Below are 20,489 nucleotides of genomic sequence, written 5' to 3' on the forward strand. Positions count from 1 at the left end.
AGAGGTCAATCCGCTTGCTTGCTGGTCACCGAGATGAGCTTTTGATCATGGTGCGGATTCCAGGTCGTTGAGAAGCGCGTGTACAGGCGCCCAGCACATCCGCACCGTGTCCAGGTCGGGCACGAGTCCGTACTCGACCTGGTGGCGGGGGTGGACAAAGTTCCGGTAGTCCCGGACTTTCTCCATGAAGTCCTTCGCGTCGGTCTGGACCCATTCCTGTCGATGCGCGTACTCGAGAAGCAGGTGAAGGCCCGCTCGTTCGGCCGGAACCCGTCGGCCACCCCGGCCGACCAGGCCGTTCCTTCGCACCGTCTCGTCGCGATCAGTCACCACGACGTGCAGCAGCCCTTCGACGAAGCTGCCGATGCCGATGATCGCCAGCGCGTAGGCCCCGTTGTTCTGGCAGATCGACGCTTCGTCGGCGCGCGCCATAAGGACGTCGACCGCCTTGCTGTTCCCGGTTAGTCGTCGCACCCGCTCGTGGAGATCTGGCGGCGGCCCGTACAGGGGAACGTCGCTGCTCTGGCTGAGCTGCCCGAGCACGGGACGCCCGCCGATGTAGGTGATGGTGAGCTGTTCGGGGGCCAGGATGCGGTTCAGCTCCTGCGCGATCGGCTCGGCGGCCTCGACGCCGCCGTCGTACTCCAGCGGATCGCCGATGCGACAGAGCAGCCGGTCGAGGGCGGCGGCGTCATCGGCATGGGAATTGAGTACTTCTGTCAGCCAGGGGATCCGCGGAGAGCCGTCGTACTGCGGATCGCCAGGCCACCGGACTCGGTGAAGGAAACGCTCGATCTGCGTACCGGTCCGCTCGTAGGGACCATCGACGTCGCAGATCAGGCGAGCGACGCGTTCCAGAGTGAGCGGGTCGAGGGCAATCATCGGGACACCTCCCGGTCGGCGCGCTGCTGCGCGATGTCGAGTGCTTCGTTCAGGCGCTGGAGGATGATTGAGCCCCGCTTGCGGAAGCCAAGTTCGCTCATGGCCTCCTGGAGGCGCTCATCCCGATCACGCTGAAGCTGGTCGCTCACCAGCCAGGTGCAGATCCGTACCAGCTGTTCCCGCGTGTAGTCGGTGATCCGCAGACCGATCGGCACGTCGGGGCGTGGGCCACGGCGGGTCGCCGGCGGCGACGGTGGCTGAGCGGGCCGGCGTGCCGGCGGTACGGGGTGGCTCCCCGCGGCGTGGTTGGCGCGGTCGACCGCCTGCTTCCAGCGGGCGATGAGTCGGGCTGTCTGGCCTGCCGGATCCACGTACCAGTCGGTCGACCAGATGCGATGGAACTCCCACCCGAGGCGCTCGAGGTGTTGCTGGCGCAGCCGGTCCCGGTCCCGGGCGCTGTGTGCCTGGTGGTACGAGTGACCGTCGGTCTCCACAGCGAGGACCATGCGGCCGGGCTGGTCTGGGTGGGCGAGGGCCAGGTCGATGCGGTAGCCGGAGACACCCCACTGCGGCACGGCGTTGATGCCCTGCTGCTGGAGAGCCTTGAGGACGCTGCGTTCGAGGCCGTTGAGCTCGACCCCGGTGTGCTGTCGCGCGCCGAGGTCGCCGCCTAGGTCAACGAACTCCAGGTAACGGCGGAGCAGTTCGGGTCCGCGGTTCCGTGTTGCCGCGGTCTGGTTCGGGTCCATGTCGTGGTGGGAGAAGGCGCTCACCACGGTCATCCGACTACGCGCTCGGGTGACCGCGACGTTGAGGCGCCGTTCACCGCCCTCCTGGTTGAGCGGTCCGAAGCGCAGCGGAAGTCGGCCATCTCTGGTCTTGGCGTAGCCGATACTCAGGATGATGGCGTCCCGCTCGTCGCCCTGGACGTTTTCCAGGCTCTTGATGAAGAACCGCTGGCTCGCGGCCTGGTCCTGCGAGAAGAAGTCGTCGAGGTGCTCATGCTCGCGGCGTCGGCTGCGCAGGGTCGCTTCAATCCGCAGGGCGTGCTTCTGCCCCATGGTGATGACGCCGAGGCTCTCGTCTGGTCGCTGCTCGGCGTGCTCGAGAATCAGCTCGACCGCTCTGTTGACCTCCTCGGTTGATGAACCGCCCTGCCCGGGGGCGACACGGCCGTCCACTGTCTCCAAGCGCAGCGGGCTGTCGACCTGCACGCCGGGGAACGTGACGAGGGACCGGTTGTAGATCTCGACGTTCGAGAATGCGATCAGGCGCTCGTCTCGGCTGCGGTAGTGCCAGGTCAAGCGGTACCGGTCCGAGATAAGGCCACCGAGGACGTCAAGAACGGACTCGTAGTCCTCGAGGCTCTCGTCGCGGAGATCGTCGTCCTCGCCAGCCGGGCTCTGCTGAACGAGGCGCCGGAAGAACGGCGTGGGTGGGAGTTGCTTCGGGTCGCCGGCCACGACGAGCTGGGTGCCACGCATGATCGAGGCGACCGCGTCGTGCGGCTCGATCTGGCTCGCCTCGTCGAAGATCACCATGTCGAACGACCGCTCGGGCGGCAGGATGCGACTGACCACCAGTGGTGACATGGCCCAGCACGGAAACGCGGCGAGGAGCACCTCCGGTGCGCTGCTGAGCAGCTTCCGAAGAGAGAGGTGCCGGCTCTTCTTGGCCGCCTCCCGCCGGACGAGGCCGTTCTGGTCGGGATAGGCGTCTCGAGCCTTCCGGAGGTTCACTGCCACGTTGCGGCGCACGTGCCGGGCGGCCATCTCGATGTGCCGGCTGTCCGCAGCGCGGAAGTCCTGGACCACCGTGGCATGCTGCTGCCCGACGAACTGACCGAGGTACGGGACCCGCATGCGCATCTCGTCGAGGACCACCTGCAACCAGGAGCGCAACAGGGTGTCGGCTGCCTCGTCGCTCGAGACCTGCCGGGTGGCCAGGTCGTCGAGCATGTGGCTCAGCCCTAGCGAGCGGAACAGCTGCTGCTGCTTGTTCAGGTCGGGCATCAGGAACAACGTCTCGCGGTCGGCGTTCAACTCGGCGAGCGTGTTGGCCGCGGTCGTGGTGGTTCCACGCTCAAGGCCATCGATCCGGGCACATGCCGCCACCGCAGCGAGGTGGTTACGCACCTGCGTGAAGGACGACATGCACAGGTCGGCGCCCGCCAGAGCAGTGGGTGCGCTGTCTTGACGGCTGAGCTTCCGCCACCGCTCACGCTGGTCCACTGCGGCGACCAGGCCCTGGTACATCTCGGATCGATTCCGGGGAGCGGCCGGACAAGTCCGCCGCAGCTCGCGGCGCAGTTGGAACCGGCGGAAGATCCCGAGCGGCTCCGAACGGCGCGGCCGGGATCGCCCAGGTGCTGTCGCATAGACGAAGTCGTCCAGATCCGGGCCGAAGACCTGCTCGCCGTAGCTGGCGATCGTGCGGTCGACCTCGCTGAGCAGGTCAAACAGATCCTTCCACGCAGCGAGGTCGTCCGGCACGTCCAGCCCCGCTCGGTCGACCAAGTCCCGGATCTGGCGCTGTGCGCCCTGCAGGGCACCGGCCGCGAGTTCTTCGAGATGCACCAGCACCTTGCCGACATCGTCTGGGGTGCGGATGACGGCCTTCGCCCACGGCGACTCCCCGCGCCAGATCCTCAGGCCGCCACGATCCACGAACGTCCGAAGGTCCTCCCGCGCGGACTCAAGCCTCGACCGGTCGAGGTTCCGCAGCTCGGATGCGCGCAGGTTGTAGCCGCTGACGTCGCACGTCGGAAGCGCGAGGAGCTGCTCGATGATCTGAAAGGCGCTCACGCCCCAGGGCTGCCGTACCTCGTGCAGCTCGGCCGGATGCCGTTTTGCTGCGGCCCGGCGGCTCTGTAGGCGGCGGTGCAGTTCGTCGGTGTCGACGGGTGGTTCGGCGCCGGCTTGAGTGAGGACATTGGCGATGCGTTGGGCGACCTGCCGCTTGCTGATCTTGCGGTCGTGCAGGTCGAACACCAGGTTGTCGAGCCCGACGTCGCCAAGGCGGTTCATCACCGCTTCGATGGCAGCCCGCTTCTCGGAGACGAACAGCACGCTGCGACCCATCGCGGCCATGTACGCGATGATGTTCGCGATCGTCTGACTCTTGCCCGTGCCGGGTGGGCCCTCGATGACCACATGCCGGCCGGACAGCACCGCGTCGATCGCCGACTGCTGAGACGAGTCCGCGTCGTGGACCAGGAACTCGTTGGCCGGATCGATCCGATCGGCACTGGAGCTGGACCCCTGAGCTTGCTCAGTGCGCAGCTGTTGTCGAGCGTCGCGGTCGCCCGCCATTGCGCCGATCACCGGATGTGATGCGAGCAGCTCGGCCGAGTTGCGCAGGTCCTCGACCATGGGGAGCTTGTCGAAGCTGAAGACGCCGGCAACCACCGCGGGCTCGAGCCGGAGAGATAGGCCGCTGGGAGCTACTGCCTCGGCGATCAGCTGGTAGGCGGAGCTCAGCTGCTGGTCTGGGTCAGCGATCTCGGACAGCATCGCGCTCAGCTTCTCGCCCAGGGCGCTGATGTCCGCCTCCACGCCGTACTGCCGCTCCAGCGCGTACAGGAGAACGGGATTGATCTCAGGTGACTCTGACAGCTCCAGCGTGAAGTCATTCTCGGTCACCGTCCTGCTGTCCAGGGCAAGCTGCTGCAGGATCAGCGGCGCCCGCAGCGGTTGCATCGGCACGGACCCGCGGGTGTACGGACCGACCATGCAGAGCAGACCGCGGGTCACCCAACCGGCCTGGATGCCCTGCTCCTCCTCCAGCTCGACCAGCTTCCGGCGGAGACTGCGGGCAGTGTTGCAGGCGGTGTTGTGCCGGTCTTGGTCCGGGAACAGCGTCCGTAGGCGAACCTTCTGTCCTCGGATCAGATCGGCGACCACCTCAGCAGCCGCCTCGGCGAGATCGAGGGTGGTGGTCTGTCGCTCCTTGAAGTAGAGCAGCGTGTTGCGCGGGCCGAAGTCGACCAGTTGGTCTGCCCACCGGCCGGCGGCCTGTTGGACGAGGTGGAGCACATCCGGTTGGGTCAACAGCATCTCGTCTCCAAGTCGGTCGACGTACGCCAAAGCTGATCCGCCGGGCCGTTGGCCCGAGGCAAAGCCCTCCAGGATAGGCCGGATGACGTGTCGGTCTATGCGTCGGATTTCTGACAAGAACGCCATCGGAATAACCTCACTCAGCAAAAACCATCCGCCAGTCCAGTTGTCGCCAAGCTGTGTTGGCTATCAATCAGGCCGGATTTGGCAGTGCCAGGGTGGGCATTGCCCGAGTGGAGGCCAACTCGCGCCGGCAGGTCTTGCCGTGAGAAGCTCGGCCCAGCAGGGCCGACTGCACCTGCGCTCTGTGATCGACTTGGAACTCGTCGGTGGTGGCAGGCCATCAGACCGCCTCGGTTGCCGGCATAGCGTTCCGCTTGACGACGGCGAGGATCACACAGAGCCGGCCCACGTCCGCCGATGGGAACAGCACTTCGGGCCCGTGAGGCGCGATGGCGTTGAACGGAGACTCGTAGAGGCGACCCGGGTCCATCACACCGGTGGCAGTCAGGTCGTTGATGACTAGATTGATGAAGTCAAGCTGCGCGGCGTTGAGCGCTGTGCGTCGCCCTCGAAGGTCTCGGCGATCCGGCGAATGGCCCGCTACTGATAGTGCCGCTCGACAATCCTTCATCACCATGACATGCACCTGGTGGTGATCACCGAGCTGGTCAACGACTGATCTCGTCCAGATGCTGCATCGACCGAACGGCTCATCGCACTAGGCCCAGGTACAGCCGCTGCATGGTAAGCAGCGCGACTGCCACGACAGAAGTTCGCGGGCACCAACGACGCCGCCGAAGTCCTCATCCAGGTATACGGTCCCGGTGGCGCGACCGCATAGACGCTGGCACCGCGAGTAGCACCACGGCAAGATCGACGATAGCGTTTGGGCTGGTGGGGCGGGCGGGACTCGAACCCGCGACCGAGGGATTATGAGTCCCCTGCTCTAACCGGCTGAGCTACCGCCCCGACACCGCGCGGATCTTATCCCGCTCGGTGGATCACGGGCCAGCACCGGTGTGGCCCCGCCTCATTCCCGCCGCCGTCGCCACAGCAGCACGATGGGCAACGCGAGGATAACAGTGAGCAGCCAGCCCGCCACGACGACGCCCCAGAGCCATTCCTCGCCCGGCTCGGTGCCGGCGGCGACCATGACGTACGTCAGCAGCAGGCTCACCGCGCCCGCCAACAGGACGGCCACGCCGCTGACCACGATCGCCGCGATCTCCCACCAGGGGCGGTCGGCGGGCGTTGCGGCCGGCTTTTCGGCGGCCGACGGCTGCGGGATGGAGTCCGGTGTGCGGGCCGGCATGGCGATGTGCCGGTCGGCGGGCACCTGGGCGTCGATGACCGGAAGCGCCGCCGGGTGCAGGTTGAACATCGTCGGCTCGACGTGCAGCACGATGGCGTCCGAGCCGATCAGTTGCCGCGCCCCGTCGGGCCAGGCGAGCATCGCGGAGCAGTCGGCGTACCGGACGGTCAGCGGCCCGTCGGTGCCCAGGTAGGTCACCCCGTCCACGCCGATGCGGAGCGCGCCGGCACCCTGCTTCGCCGCGTACGTGGTGCCGTCGACCGTGTCGCTGGAGTGGGTGGGCGCCGCGACGAAGCCGGCCCAGTCGGCGCGGAGCCCGCCCGGCACCATGAGCAGCGCGGACGACGTCACCTCACCGGCCACCTGGCGCAGGTCGGCGAGGCTGACGGCCTTCAGCTCGGCCCGGTGCTCGTCGATGCTGAGGTTCGGCTCGCCGGTCAACACGTTGAGGGCGTACCCCGGCAGTCGCGCGGCGTCGATCTCGGCGGTGCCGAGCACGTCCTCCCGCTTGGCGATGGTGGCGTCCAGGTCGGCCTGCTCGATCCGCCCGACCCGCAGCTTCGCCAGCACGTCGACGAAGCCGCCGAGCACGGCGTCCTGCTTCTCCGCCAGCGCGTCGGCGAGCGCCCGCAGCGTGGCGTACCCGTCGCCGCGCGGCTCGTACCCCGTCGTGGTGGTGTAGGAGAGCCCGGACTCCTGGCGCAGCGACCGGTACAGCTCCCGCTCCAGCACGCCGGAGAAGACGGCCGCGGCGGTGCTGCGCCGCACCACCGAGTCGAGCACCACGGCGCGGGCGCCGTTGACGAAGTACGCCGGGGTCTGCGGCAGAGCCGACGAGACCGCCGGCACCGGCTGACGGACGCCGCTGGGCAGTGCGAGGCGTAGCCCGGCGGGCACCCGGTCGCCGGCGATCCAGAGCACCGCGTTCTCCCGGGTGAACGAGCGGGCCGCCCACTCGCGCAGGTGGTCCGCGGTGAGCGCGCCCAGGCCCCACTCCGGGTAGCTGCTCAGCCCGAAGTCCCGCGCGCCGTGTCGCCACAGCGGGATGTCGTCGATCGCGGCGGCGCCCCGGCTGCTCCACTCGGTGCGCAGGATGTCCTTCTCGACGTCCAGCCGCGCCACCGGCAGGTCGGACAGGTGCCCGCAGACGGCGGTCATGAACGCCGCGATGTCCGCCTCGGAGCCCTGGGTGTGGAACATGGTGAACGCCGGGGCGGTCACGCCGTTGACGTGGTAGTCAGCCAGGCCGAGCGGTGCGAGCGCGAGGTGCTCGATGAGATGGGTGATGCCGGCGCGGCTGAGCGTCTCGTCGGCGGTGCCGACCCGGAAGGTCAGCCCGGCGCGCATCGGCCCGCCGGTGGGGGCGAGCAGCGTGGGCACCCCGTCCACGTCCAGGTGCTGGATCATGACTGGCCACCCTTCGCGTACGCCTTCGCGCGGTACTTCGTGAAGCCCTCGGCGTCGTCGACGTAGGCCCAGGGGTATTCGGTGCCCAGGTTGCCCAGGGCGGTGAACTGGCTGGCGGCGGCGGGCCACTGCTCGGTGAGGCTGAACATCAGCGCGAACGTCGAGCGGATCCAGACCCAGCCCGGCCGGTCGACGAAGTCCGCGTGCAGCACGGATCGCTGCCCGGCCTGCATCACCTCGTCCACGACGGGCGTGCTGCGCACGTACGCGGTGCGCTCCCGGTCGGTGTCGAAGTCCAGCCAGCGTTCCAGGTGCGCCTCGGCGACCAGCACGGCGTTGGGCGCCCCGGCGGGAGCGGCCTGCGCGCACTCGCGGGCGAAGGCGAAGGCCCGGTCCCAGTCGCCGCTCCACTTCGGGCAGAGCTGCTGGAGCAGGGCCGCCTGTGCGGGGGCGTGGTGGGGGTGGTGCTGGGCGAGTCGGTCGTAGCGGCGGCGTGCCTCGTTCTGGCCCAGTTGCAGACCCCGGGCGATGATGATCCGTTCAGTCCAGGCGGCCGCGTCGTCGGGGTACCGGGCGGTGACGTCGATGAGCACCCGCTCGGCGCGACGCAGGTGTTCATGGAACTGTTCGAACTGCGACCGGCTGACGTGTCGGGCCCGGTAGGAGCTGCGGATCCGCCAGCCGTCGCAGATGAGGTGAGTGCCGTGCAGGGTGCCCGCCAGCCTGTCGGTGGGGTCGTCGTCGTACACGCGGTGCAGGAACGCCGCGGACCCGGCGTGGTCGCCGGCCTCCCTGACGAGCAGTGTGTGAAAGGCGGGGTCCCGGTCGGCGAACACGGCCCGGACGGCGGGCCAGTCGGCGGCGTCGAGCGCCTTGCGCAGGTCGTTGACCTCGGGGTACGCGGCAGCGGCATCGAAGGTGGGCGCCGGGAGGGGGGCGGGCATGGCGGCGATCATAGGTGATCAACTACGGCTGCGGGGCCCTCGTTCGAGGCGGGCTCAGCCGGCGCGCAACTCCTTCAGCACCGCCCCGGCGGCACGCCAGCCGCTGGCGAGAGCGCCCTGGATCGATGGACTGTCGCGGTGGTCACCGGCCACGAACAGCCCCTCCCCCACCGACACGGGCTTGCGCAGCCGCCCCTGCGGCGGCGGCGCGGCGGGCAGCGCGTCCGGGACGACCACTGTGGTGAGGTGGGTCCAGTCGGCGGTGGATCGACCGTACAGCCGGGTCAACTCAGCCCGGATGGTCGACTCGGGCGGGGCCGTCGGACCCACCACCGACGTGGCCACGAGGTGCCGTCCGGCGGGCGCGTACGTGCTGGCGGCGTTGCTGAGCACCACCGTGTTCGCGACGATCTCCCGCCGGTCGCCGTCGACGAGCAGGATCGGCTCGGCGAGCGGCGGCTCGGGCGCGCTGTGGTAGTAGGTGGTGTAGCTGTGCATGCGTACCGTCGCCAGGGCCGGCAGCAGCGCGGCCGCGGCAGGCGGGTCAACGGCGACCACGACGGCTCGGCAGCGGATGTCGCCGGCCTGGGTGCGGACCCGGCCGGGCGCGACCTGCGCGACCGGGGTGTCCCGGTCGAGCAGGTCGGCGGGGAGCGGGTCGGCGATGGCCCGGGGCAGCGCGGCCATCCCCTCGGCGGGCAGACCGATCCGGCCGCGGGCGAACGAGCGCAGCACCATCGCGAGCACGTGGCTGGAGGTGGCCAGCTCCCGGTCGATGAACACGCCGGACAGGAACGGCCGCAGCAGCTCCTCGATGATCGCGTCGGAGAGACCGGCGCGGCGCAGCGCCGTCTCGGCGCGGGTCTCCGGCGCGGAGAGCAGCCGGGACACCGGCAGCGTGGCGCAGCCGGTGGCGAGCGCGGCGAAGCGCAGCCGGTCGAGCAGCGAGCCCACGCCGGCCAGCGCGGTACGCGGCCCGCCGGCCGGTTCGCGCAGTGGGTTGACCAGCCGCAGCAGGTCGTCGCCCCGGCGCACCAGCACCCCGGACGTGAAGTAGCCGAGGTTGAGCCGGTCGGTGTCGAGCAGCGTGCCGAGCCGCGGGTAGGCCGTGTTGAGCACCTGGAAACCGCGGTCGATCAGGTAGCCGTCCACGACGTCGGTGGCGACCCGGCCGCCGAGCCGGCTGCCGGCCTCCAGCAGCCGCCAGGGCACGCCGGCGCGGTGCAGCCGGCGGGCGGCGGCGAGCCCGGCCAGGCCCCCGCCGACGACGACCACGTCGGTCTCAGCCAGCATCGCGCGCCTCCCGCTCGCCGTTCGTCCGGGACAAGCGGCCCGGCCACCAGATCTTCGGCCCGATGTCGTACGCGAGCGCGGGCACCAGCAGCGACCGGACGATGATCGTGTCGATCAGTACCCCGATCGCGACGGCGGTACCCAGCTCGACGAGCACCACCAGCGGCAGGACGGCCAGGGCGGAGAAGGTCGCGGCGAGCACGATGCCGGCGGAGGTGATCACCCCGCCGGTGACGGCGAGGCCGGCGAGCACACCGGCGCGGGTGCCCCGCTTGACCGACTCCTCGCGGACCCGGCTCATCAGGAAGATGTTGTAGTCGATCCCGAGGGCGACCAGGAAGACGAACGCGAACAGCGGGAACGACGAGTCCACGCCGGGGAAGTCGAAGACGTGGCGGAACAGCAGCGCGCAGAGACCGAGGGTCGCCGCGAAGCTGAGCAGCACCGTGCCGATGAGCAGCACCGGAGCGAGGAGGGCCCGCAGCAGCAGGGCCAGGATGACCGCGATGACCACCAGCACCACCGGGATGATGACGTTCTGGTCGCGCTTCGCGGCGTCCGAGGTGTCCACGTTGATCGCGGTGAAGCCGCCCACCACGGCGTCCGCGCCGGGCACCTGGTGTACGGCCACCCGCAGGTCGCGGATGGTCTGCTCGGCGCCGTCGCTGTCGGGCGGGTCGGCGAGCGTCGCCTCCAACTGCACCCGCCCGTCGACGACCTTCGGGGCGGCGTTCTCCTCGGGCGGGCCGGTCTGCGGGCCGCTGGAGAGCGGACGGACGTCGGCGACGCCGCGTACGCCCTGGGCCACCTGCGCCACCTGCCGTGCGCTCTGCTCGGTGGTGAAGATGGTTGCCGGGCTGCCGGTGCCGGCCGGGTAGTGCCGGGCGATCACGTCCTGGCCGTCCACCGAGTCGGTGCGCTGGGTGAACAGGTCGGACTGACCGAGGGTGGTGGCGCCGAGCTGGGTCAGGCCGAGCGTGAGGAGAGCCAGGACGACGGCGGTGCTCAGCCAGATCGGTCGGGCGTGCCGGGCCACGAAACCGGCGATGCGACTCCAGATGCCGTGCTCGGCCCGCGGGTCGGCCTGGTCGGCTCGGGGACGTCGGGGCCAGAACGCCCACCGGCCGCCCAGCACCAGCAACGCCGGCAGGAAGGTGAGCATCACCAGCAGGGTGGCGGCGATGCCGATGGCGGCGACCGGGCCGAGCGCCCGGTTCGAGTTGAGGCTGGACAGCAGCAGGCAGAGCAGGCTGACGATGACCGTGCCGCCGGACGCGATGATGGCCGGCGCGGCGCCCCTCCACGCGGTGCGCATCGCGTCCCACGGGCGGTCGTGCCGGTGCAGCTCCTCGCGGTAGCGGGCGATCATCAGCAGCGCGTAGTCGGTGCCGGCGCCGAAGACCAGCACGGTGAGGATGCCCTGTGCCTGGCCGTTGAGCTTGACGATGTCGGCGTCGGCGAGCAGGTAGACGAAGACCGAGGCCAGCGCGTACGACATTCCGGCGGCCAGCAGCGGAAAGATCCACAGGACCGGGCTGCGGTAGACGATCAGCAGGATGATCAGCACCACCACGAGCGTGACGAGCAGCAGTGGCCCGTCGATGGCGGAGAAGACCTCGATCAGGTCGGCGAGCAGGCCGGCCGGGCCGGCGACGTCCACGGTGAGCCCGTCCCGGTCGCCGCCGGCGATGTCGCGCAACTGTTCGACGACCGAGCCGATCTCCTCGCCCTCGGCGTCGTCCACCGGCACGACGATCTGGAGTGCCTGGCCGTCCTCGCTGGGAATCGGCGGGGGCAGCGGGTTGACCACGCCGGGCACCTGGGCGAAACGGGCGGCGTCGGCGCTCACCCGCTGCCGGTCCGCGTCGGTGATCCCCGCGGACCGCTCGTAGACGACCAGCGCCGGCACGGTCTGCCGGTCGACGAAGCCGCCGGCGAGGTCCTGGGCCCGGGTCGCCTCGGCGTCGGTGGGCAGGAAGGCGGCGTTGTCGTTGGTGGCGACCTCGCTGAGACGCCCGGCGTACGGGCCGGCCACACCGCCGATCACCAGCCAGGCCAGCACGACCGCCACCGCGACCAGTGTGGCCCGGCCGAAGCCGCCTCGTCCGGACATTGCGCTCACCCCAAGAATCGACGCATCAATCGACGCAGCTGGAGTCTGGGTCGACATCGACCATCCTGCCGGGCACGGGAGCCGCAAGCGGCCCAAACCTCCCATTCCGCCCCGCGCCCCGCGCCCCGCGCCCCGCACCCCACGCCGCCAAGATCGTCACAACAACGGGGATGTTGCTGCCTCCGGCACGCGGGAGGCAGCAACATCCCCGAAGTTGCTGCCACGGTCGCGGGGGCAAGGGTCGGGCCCGCCGGGGCGGGGGGGGGCGCGGGACGTGGGTACAGCAGAAACGCCCGTCGGCATGCTGCCGACGGGCGTTGGTGGAGAAGCTCCCCCGATTGGACTCGAACCAATAACCTGCCGGTTAACAGCCGGCTGCTCTGCCAATTGAGCTACAGGGGATCGTGCACCGCCTGGAACCGGATCTCGCCGGTGCCCTGCGACGGGACAAGAGTACAGGACATCCCCCGGTGGTGGTCCAGTGGGTTGCACCCGCAGCCGCCTTGATCCAGATTCCCAGGTCAGCGCCACGGCCGGATCGCAATCGGGACAAATCGCCATCCCGGCACAAGCAGGCTTGAGCGGGGAGCAGGATGGGTAGTTAGCTGCGGACAGAGGACGCAGGCGCGAATTTGTCGCGCCCGACGGGGCAACCCGGCGGGGGCGACGGCGCGTCAGGTACGGAAGGAGCCGCCATGCGCGGAAAGATCATGTTTCTTGGCGGGCTGGCTGCGGGATTCGTCCTGGGCGCCCGTGCCGGCCGGGAGAAGTACGAAGAGCTCGTGGTTCGGGGCCGCAAGGTGCTCGACCACCCGACCGTCCAGGAGGCGGCCGGGGTCGCGCAGGCCCAGGCCAACCGGCTCTACAGCGAGGGCAAGGACAAGCTCGGCCAGACCAAGCTGGGCGAGAAGCTGGGCAACGGCAGCACCGGCAAGCAGGAGCTGACCGCCGCCGACGACGCGTTCGCCGGCACGCCCGCCACGGTGGCCGCCAAGGCGGGCTCCGGCTCGACGGGCAGCAGCACGGTCGGCACGACCTCCGGGTCGCCGTCGGCCACCACCCCCCGCACCAAGCCGTCCGGCTCGGGCACCAACGGCAGCACGCTCTGACCCATCCGCACGTAGACGGGCCGGTCGCCTGACGGCGACCGGCCCGTGGTCTGTCCGAACTGTGGTCAGTCCTTGCTGCTGAACGCCGCGTCGAAGGCGGCGCTCGGGGCGTCGAAGGCGAGCCGGCGGACGAACTGCAGTGCCTCCGGGGCGCCGACCAGGCGATCCATCCCGGCGTCCTCCCACTCGACGGAGATCGGGCCGGTGTAGCCGATCGCGTTCAACGCCCGGAAGCAGTCCTCCCAGGGCACGTCGCCGTGCCCGGTGGAGACGAAGTCCCAGCCGCGGCGCAGGTCGGCCCAGGGCAGGTGCGAGGCGAGCCGGCCGCGCCGGCCATCGCCGGTACGCACCTTCGCGTCCTTGCAGTCCACGTGGTAGATCCGGTCGGCGAAGTCGAAGATGAAGTTCACCGGGTCCAGCTCCTGCCAGACGAAGTGCGACGGGTCCCAGTTCAGCCCGAACGCGGGCCGGTTGCCGATCGCCTCCAGGGTCCGCTTGGTCGTCCAGTAGTCGTACGCGATCTCGCTGGGGTGCACCTCGTGCGCGAACCGCACCCCGACCTCGTCGAACACGTCGAGGATCGGGTTCCACCGATCGGCGAAGTCCTGGTAGCCGCGCTCGATCATCGACGGCGGCACCGGCGGGAACATCGCCAGGGTGTGCCAGATCGACGACCCGGTGAACCCGACGACGGTCTTCACCCCGAGCTTCGCCGCGGCCCGCGCGGTGTCCTTGATCTCCTCGGCGGCCCGCTGGCGGACCCCCTCGGGCTCCCCGTCGCCCCAGATCCGGGCGGGCAGGATGTCCTGGTGCCGCTCGTCGATCGGATGGTCGCAGACCGCCTGACCGACGAGGTGGTTGGAGATCGTGAAGACCTCGAGGTTGTGCTTCGCGAGCGTCTCCCGCTTGCGGTCGACGTACGAGTCGTCGGCGAGCGCCTTGTCGACCTCGAAGTGGTCGCCCCAGCAGGCGATCTCCAGACCGTCGTAGCCCCACTCGGAGGCGAGCCGGCAGACCTCCTCGAACGGAAGGTCGGCCCACTGGCCGGTGAAGAGCGTGATGGGTCGCGCCATTGTCCTTCTCCCCTGATGTGATGGGGATTCCGTTGTGCGGACCGGGGCGAGGGTGACCGGTCAGACCGGTACGTGGCACCGAGGCGGAACACCGGTGGATGCCGAGCGCACCTGAGCCCGGCGGGTTGCGCCTCCCACCGGGTCACCGGCCACCGTCACGGTCGCCACCTCCACCCTATTTCCGTTGGGCCCCATCGCGAAAGCCCCGGATCGTCACTCGGCCGCTTCTTCGGGCGCGGGCAGGACCGCCCGGACGGTGAACCCGCCGCCGGGATTCGGGCCGGCGGAGAAGGTGCCACCGACCCGCTCGGTGCGCCCGCGCACCGCGGCCAGCCCCCGCCCGGCGCCCCGGGTCTCCCCGGCCGGCGTCGCGGCATCGGCGCCGTCGTCGCGTACCTCGATGGTGACGCCCTCGGCGTCGTAGCGCAGCCGGACCGCCACCGCCGCGCCGGGGGCGTGTCGACGCGCGTCGGCCAGCGACTCCTCGATGATCCGGTACGCCGCCACGTCGACCGCGCCGGGCAGCGGCCGGGGTGCCCCGCCGAGGCTCCAACGCACGGGCTGGCCTGCGGCGAACTCCTCTGCCAGCGCGTCGAGACGGTTCAGGCTGGGAGCCGGCCCGGTCAACGGGTCGGGCTCCTCGGCCCGGTGCAGCGCTGCGCGCAGGCGGTGCCCCTGGGTCCGCGCCATCCGGTGCCATCGCGCGAAACGCCCCATGCTGGTCAAGGTACGGCAGCCTCCTGAGAGTGGGCCCGCGGCGTCCACGCAACGCGCCCAACGGCGATGCGGACCCCGGCGCGAAACCACCCGTGCGAGACAAGGCCGGCCCCGTTCGGTGGGGCCGGCCTTGTGGGGCGCGTCGAGCAACCCCGGGTGACTGGGACACGCCCGGTGAGGCGGAGCGCGTCCGGTGCGGCTGCGACTGACACCAGGATCGGGTGGCGTCGGTAGCGGGTGGCTCGCAGGGGCCGCCGGCCGTGACCGGCGACCCCAGCGTGCTCAGTCGGTCAGGGCAGGGTCCACTTCTGGTTGGCCGCGCCGTTGCAGGTCCAGAGGTGGACGATGGTGCTGTCCGCCGAGTTGTTGCCGGAGACGTCCAGGCACTTGCCCGAGGACGTGTTGCGCAGGCTGCCGTCGGACTGGGCCGCCCAGTTCTGCGCGCCGGTGCCGTTGCAGGTCCAGAGCTGGATCTTGGTGCCGTCGGCGGTGCCGCTGCCGGACACGTCGAGGCACTTGCCGAGCGCCTTGATCGTCGAGTTCGGCGTCACGGTCCAGGTCTGCGCCGTACTGCCGTTGCAGGTGTAGATCTGGATCTGGGTGCCGTCGGCAGTGGCGCCGCTGCGCACGTCCAGGCACTTGCCGGCGAGGCCCTTGACCGGGCCGACCCCGGTGCTGCCGCCGGTCCCCTTGACCAGGGTGAAGTCGTCCACGTCGAAGAGCCCGGTGCCGCTGCCGCCAAACGTGAGGTAGAGGTTCTGGGTGCCGGACGGGACGTTGGACAGCGCCGCGGTGACGTTGGCGAACGTCGTCCAACTGCCGGTGTTGGGCACCGTGACCGTGCCGAGCACCGGACCGGTGGCCGAGCCGGTGCGGACCTGGATGGTGCCGCCCGCGCCGCCGGAGACCACCCGGGAGGTGAACGAGGTGACGCCGGTCAGGTCCACGCCGTTGTACGCGGCCCAGTCACCCGGGTCGATGTAGCCGACGGTCTGACCACCGTTGGCGCCCGCCTTGGTGAACGCGGAGACCCCGTTGGCCGAGCTGAACGACTCGGCCTGGATGGTGGTGTTCCCGCTCGGGGGAGGCGTGGTGCCCAGCTCCTTGATCCGGATGTTGCGGAACGAGGCGTCGTCGCCGGTGCCGTGGTTCTGGATGCCGATGTGGCCGGCCAGCGACCGTACCGGATTGGTGTTGGTGAAGTCGTTGATCTTCACCCCGTTGAGGAAGATCTGCAGCCGCTCGCCCTCGACCAGCAGCTCGTAGGTGTTCCACTCCCCCGGCGCGTTGAGCGCCGCGTCGCGGGCCGCGAGGTCCGCGGACTTGAAGGTGTAGACCGAGCCGGTGGTGCGGTCCGCCGCGTCGGTGGCGTCGATTTGGATCTCGTAGCCGTTGTCGACGGCCGACCACGGGTCGCTCGACGGCGGGAAGCCGATGAACACGCCCGAGTTGTCGTCGCCGGCCAGCTTCCAGTCCAGCTTCAGCGAGTAGTTGGTGAACTGCTTGGCGCTGTACCAGTACAGGCCCATGCCGCCCACCGAGGTGAGGGTGGCGTCGGAGTTGGTGAAGTTGCCCGGCCCGGCCTGCGACCAGCCGGTGGTGGAGCCGTTGTAGAGCGGGGTGTAGCCGGTTTCGGGCCGGCAGTCGGCCTTGCTCCGACCGGCCGCGTACCGGATGCCGCCGAGCAGGTGGGCCCGGAACGCCGGCTCGGCGTACGACGCCTGGGTGTGCCCGCCGCCGGTGTAGAAGGACCGGCCGCCGCTGTAGCTCTTGCACCAGGAGTGCGGGTGGTCGGCGCCCATGCCGCCCCCGGAGTACGACGATTCGTCCAGGGTGGCCAGCACGTGTGCGGTGGACCGGGCGTTGGTGCGGTAGTTGTACCACTCGTCGGTGCGGGTCCAGGTCTGCGGCAGGTGCCCCGTGGCCGCGTTCCCCCGGTCCTCCACCTTGACGTTGGCCTGCTGGATGGCCGGGTGCGAGGCGAACCACGCGCCGACCAGGTTGCCGTAGAACGGCCAGTCGTACTCGGTGTCGGCGGCGGCGTGCACACCCACGTACCCGCGGCCGGACCCGATGTACGACTCGAAGGCGGTCTGCTGGGTGGCGTTGAGCACGTCGCCGGTGGTGTTGAGGAAGACGACCGCCTCGTACTGGGCGAGGTTGGCGGTGGTGAACGCGGCGGCGTCCTCGGTGGCGGTCACGGTGAAGTTGTTCGCGGCGCCCAGGTCCCGGATGGTCTGGATGCCGACCGGGATCGCGTCGTGGCGGAAGCCGGCGGTCTTGGAGAACACCAGCACGTCGTACGGGGCGTCGGCGGCGCTGGCCGGGGTGGCCGGGGTGGTGCAGGCGATGACGGCGAGGACGGCGGTGGTCGCGCCGAGGACGGTTCGCAGGAGTCTGCGCATGTCGCTCTCCTATCGACGGTGGGGAGGGGCTCCCGTGTGGCGGGAGCCCCTCCGCTCAGCTCAGGGCAGGGTCCACTTTTGGTTCGCGGCGGCGGTGCAGGTCCAGAGGTTCACCACGGTGCTGTCCGCGGAGTTGCTTCCGGAGACGTCCAGGCACTTCCCGGACGCCACGTTGCGGAGCGTGCCGTCGGCCTGCCCGGCCCAGTTCTGCGCCCCGGTGCCGTTGCAGGTGTAGAGCTGGATCTTGGTGCCGTCGGCGGTGCCGGCACCGGAGACGTCCAGGCACTTGCCCAACGACTTGATTGTGGAGTTCGGCGTGACCGCCCAGGTCTGGGCCGCACTGGCGTTACAGGTATAGATCTGGATCTGCGTGCCGTCGGCGGTGGCGGCGTTGCGTACGTCGAGGCACTTGCCGCCCAGGCCCTTGATCGGGCCGGTCCCGCCGACGGGGGCCGAGCCGGTGGTGAAGGTGAACGCGTCCAGGTCGTAGAGCGCGCCGGTGCCCGTACCCGCGAAGGTCAGGTAGAGCGTGGTGGTGCCGGTCGGCGGGTTGGTGATCGCCCCGGTGACCGTGGTGAAGGTCTCCCAGCCGCCGGTCACCGGGACCGTGGCGGAGCCGAGCACCGTGCCGGTGGCCGAGCCGGCCCGCACCTGGAGGGTGCCGCCGGCGCCCGCCGAGGAGACCCGGGCGGTGAACGAGGTGACGTTGCCGAGCCGGTACGGCTGGAACGCGATCCAGTCGCCGTCGTTGATGTCGCCGACGGTCTTGCCGCCCTCGGCCGGGGTCTTGCTGAACACGTTGATCCCGGACGAGCTGCCGAAGAACTCGGCCTGGCGGTGGCGCGGCGGCAGCGTGTGCTGGGTGTGCGTGGTCAGCCCACCGGCGTCGGTGTACTCGGCGTCGAAGATGGCGAAGATGTTCGCCGCGTCGTCGTGCTCACCGTCGACCGGGATGGTGATCGAGCCGGAGCAGCCGGTCTTCGAGGTGATCTGGTGCCCGTGCTGGTCGTGCCCGAGCACGTAGGTCATCTTGACCTTCGTGCAGTCGATCGTGCCGTCCTCCGGGTCGGTCACCGTGATGCTGTACGGCACGGTGTCACCGAAGCTGAACAACTGCCCGTTGCCGGGGTTGTTGATGGTCACCGTGGGCGCGGTGTTGCCGACGCTGATCTGCACGCTGGCGCTGCCGGTGGCGCCCTGCGGGTCCCGTACGGTCAGCGTGGCGGTGTAGGTGCCGTTCGTGCTGTACGTCTTCGTCGGGTTCGCCGTCGTGGAGGTGGTGCCGTCGCCGAAGTTCCACGAGTAGGTCAACGCCCCGCCCTCGGGGTCGGACGAGCCGGCCGAGGAGAACACCACGGTCAGCGGGGCCGCGCCGGAGGTCTTGTTCGCGCTCGCCGCGGCGCTGGGCGCCCGGTTGCCGCCGCCGACGTAGTCGAAGCGGTAGAGCGCCGAGTTGGCGTCACCGTTGAAGTAGCCGGTGCCGTAGTCGAGCACGTAGTACGAGCCGTCCGGGCCGAAGGCCGAGTCCATCACCTGCTTGCCGACCCAGGGAAAGGCGTCGATGGTGCCCCGGGATCCGTCGGAGTTGACGTGGATGGGCTTGATCCAGCCCCGGCCGAACTCGGTGGCGAAGAACTGGCCATCGAACGACTGCGGGAACTTCGTGGTGGAGGTCGACGAGGCGTTGTAGCGGTAGACCGGGCCGGCCATCGGCGACTCGGAGCCGCCGCCGAACTCGGTCGGGGTGCCGGCGTCGCCGGCGTACCGGATCCAGGCCGGCTGGGCCGGCGGCAGGGTGGTCAGGCCGGTGTTGCGGAACGAGTTGTTGGTCGGCCCGCCGGCGCAGTTGTACTTCGCTCCGCTGGCGTTGGTGGCGAAGTCCCACTCGTTGTACGTCTCGGTCGTGGTGTTCGTGCCGGTGCAGTACGGCCAGCCGAAGTTGCCCGGCGCGGCGACCCGGTTGAACTCGACCTGGCCGGACGGCCCGCGGGTGGAGCTGGTGGTGCCGGCGTCCGGCCCGTAGTCACCGACGTAGACGACCCCGGTGCCCTTGTCCACGCTGATCCGGAAGGGGTTGCGGAACCCCATCGCGTAGATCTCCGGCCGGGTCTTGGCCGTGCCGGGCGCGAACAGGTTGCCCGACGGGATGGAGTACGTCCCGTTCGCGTTCACCTTGATCCGCAGGATCTTGCCGCGCAGGTCGTTGGTGTTGCCGGCGCTGCGCTGCGCGTCGTACCCCGGGTTGCGGTTGGTCCGCTCGTCGATGGGCGAGTAGCCGGCGGAGTCGAACGGGTTGGTGTCGTCGCCGGTGGACAGGTAGAGGTTGCCGGCGGCGTCGAAGTCGATGTCCCCGCCGACGTGGCAGCACAGGCCGCGATCGGCCGGTACGTCGAGCACGTCGACCTTGCTGGCCTGGTTGATCGTGAAGTCGGCGTTGAGGGTGAACCGGGAGAGGCGGTTCACTCCCTGCCAGGCCGAGAAGTCGGTGCCGGTCGCGGGCGCGTCGCCGGCGGGGGTGGACAGCGGCGGCGCGTAGTAGAGGAAGATCTGCCGGTTGCTGGCGAAGTTCGGGTCGACGCCGACGCCCTGCAACCCCTCTTCGTCGTGGTTGTAGACCGACAGGGTGCCGATCACCGACGTGGTGCCGTTCGCGTCGGTGCGGCGCAGCGTGCCGTTGCGGGCGGTGTGCAGGACCGAACGGTCCGGCAGCACGGCCAACGACATCGGCTCACCCATGTCGGACACGCCCCGGGCGAGTTCGACCTGCTGGAAGTCGGTGGCGTTGATCGTGTGCGCCTGGGCCGGTGTCGGGCTGGCCGCGAGCGTGACCGTGCCGGCCGCGGCCACGAGGAGCAGGGCCGATCCGGTGGAGAGCCATCGTCGGGATCGACGAGGGGGTGCGTCCTTGTTGGACATCTGTGCTGTCCCTTCCTGACGAATGAAGCCAGGCCGGGCGCGCGCCGTCGCGCCGGATGCCGTAGCGGTGGTGGGGTCGATGGGTTACCGCGCCGCCGGTTCACCTCGACGAAACAATGTCGTGTTGGCCCCGACACTAAGTCGCGCATGTCGATGTGTCCATACCTTCCGACGATCCAGCATCAACTTTCGTCGATTTGATCGAAAGTTGCCGGGTTGGGACCCCAGAAAGGGCGTCGCGTGCCGCACCCGACGAGGGG

At 70.0% G+C, this 20,489-nt stretch carries 12 protein-coding genes and 2 tRNA genes; 1 reads left to right on the plus strand and 13 read right to left on the minus strand.

From position 1 onward, the window contains the following. Positions 1 to 45: 45 nt before the first annotated feature. The 9 genes from ABZT87_RS11635 to ABZT87_RS11675 form a co-directional block, all read right to left on the minus strand. Complete coding sequence (locus ABZT87_RS11635; RefSeq protein ID WP_355135242.1) at positions 46 to 882, minus strand: hypothetical protein; 837 nt, start codon at positions 880 to 882, stop codon at positions 46 to 48. Beyond that, positions 879 to 5,063 carry an AAA domain-containing protein gene (locus ABZT87_RS11640; RefSeq protein WP_355135244.1) on the minus strand — a complete coding sequence of 1,395 codons (4,185 nt, stop codon included), beginning with the start codon at positions 5,061 to 5,063 and terminating at the stop codon, positions 879 to 881. Before ABZT87_RS11640 ends, ABZT87_RS11635 begins: the two co-directional genes overlap by 4 nt. Before the next feature lie 217 nt (positions 5,064 to 5,280). Further along, positions 5,281 to 5,577 carry a hypothetical protein gene (locus ABZT87_RS11645; RefSeq protein ID WP_355135246.1) on the minus strand — a complete coding sequence of 99 codons (297 nt, stop codon included), beginning with the start codon at positions 5,575 to 5,577 and terminating at the stop codon, positions 5,281 to 5,283. 255 nt (positions 5,578 to 5,832) lie between these two features. Next, a tRNA-Ile gene (locus ABZT87_RS11650) sits at positions 5,833 to 5,909 on the minus strand. A gap of 61 nt (positions 5,910 to 5,970) precedes the next feature. Further along, a complete protein-coding gene (locus tag ABZT87_RS11655) occupies positions 5,971 to 7,659 on the minus strand; it encodes an insulinase family protein (protein WP_355135248.1) in 1,689 nt (562 codons plus the stop codon). Beyond that, the gene (locus tag ABZT87_RS11660) at positions 7,656 to 8,603 is read right to left on the minus strand and encodes a hypothetical protein (RefSeq protein ID WP_355135250.1); all 948 of its coding nucleotides are present in this window, start codon (positions 8,601 to 8,603) and stop codon (positions 7,656 to 7,658) included. The genes ABZT87_RS11655 and ABZT87_RS11660 overlap by 4 nt, the downstream gene beginning before the upstream one ends. A gap of 54 nt (positions 8,604 to 8,657) precedes the next feature. After that, on the minus strand, positions 8,658 to 9,896 hold the full coding sequence (locus ABZT87_RS11665) for an FAD-dependent oxidoreductase (protein ID WP_355135252.1): 1,239 nt from the start codon (positions 9,894 to 9,896) through the stop codon (positions 8,658 to 8,660). Then, entirely contained in the window at positions 9,886 to 12,009 is a 2,124-nt protein-coding gene (locus ABZT87_RS11670) for an MMPL family transporter (RefSeq protein ID WP_355135254.1), read from the minus strand. Before ABZT87_RS11670 ends, ABZT87_RS11665 begins: the two co-directional genes overlap by 11 nt. A gap of 329 nt (positions 12,010 to 12,338) precedes the next feature. Further along, positions 12,339 to 12,411, minus strand: a tRNA-Asn gene (locus ABZT87_RS11675). Positions 12,412 to 12,704: 293 nt separating this feature from the next. Between ABZT87_RS11675 and ABZT87_RS11680 the strand changes: the two genes are divergently transcribed. Then, positions 12,705 to 13,118, plus strand: coding sequence for a hypothetical protein (locus tag ABZT87_RS11680; RefSeq protein ID WP_355135256.1), 414 nt, complete (start codon positions 12,705 to 12,707; stop codon positions 13,116 to 13,118). 65 nt (positions 13,119 to 13,183) lie between these two features. On the opposite strand, the gene ABZT87_RS11685 is transcribed toward ABZT87_RS11680, so the two are convergent. The 4 genes from ABZT87_RS11685 to ABZT87_RS11700 all read right to left on the minus strand — a co-directional run bounded on the left by ABZT87_RS11685 (position 13,184) and on the right by ABZT87_RS11700 (position 20,229). Further along, positions 13,184 to 14,191: a sugar phosphate isomerase/epimerase family protein gene (locus ABZT87_RS11685; RefSeq protein ID WP_354854580.1), complete on the minus strand. Its 1,008-nt coding sequence runs from the start codon at positions 14,189 to 14,191 to the stop codon at positions 13,184 to 13,186. A gap of 213 nt (positions 14,192 to 14,404) precedes the next feature. Continuing rightward, positions 14,405 to 14,908 (minus strand): ATP-binding protein, encoded by a 504-nt coding sequence (locus ABZT87_RS11690; RefSeq protein WP_355135258.1) that lies wholly within the window; start codon positions 14,906 to 14,908, stop codon positions 14,405 to 14,407. A gap of 290 nt (positions 14,909 to 15,198) precedes the next feature. Further along, positions 15,199 to 17,313, minus strand: a complete 2,115-nt coding sequence (locus ABZT87_RS11695; RefSeq protein ID WP_355135260.1) for a ThuA domain-containing protein — start codon at positions 17,311 to 17,313, stop codon at positions 15,199 to 15,201. A 60-nt stretch (positions 17,314 to 17,373) separates the two neighbouring features. Next, positions 17,374 to 20,229, minus strand: a complete 2,856-nt coding sequence (locus tag ABZT87_RS11700; RefSeq protein WP_355135262.1) for a PQQ-dependent sugar dehydrogenase — start codon at positions 20,227 to 20,229, stop codon at positions 17,374 to 17,376. Positions 20,230 to 20,489 lie beyond the last annotated feature (260 nt).

The sequence above is a fragment of the Micromonospora sp. NPDC005237 genome (assembly GCF_040607775.1).
Classification (GTDB): Bacteria; Actinomycetota; Actinomycetes; order Mycobacteriales; family Micromonosporaceae; genus Micromonospora.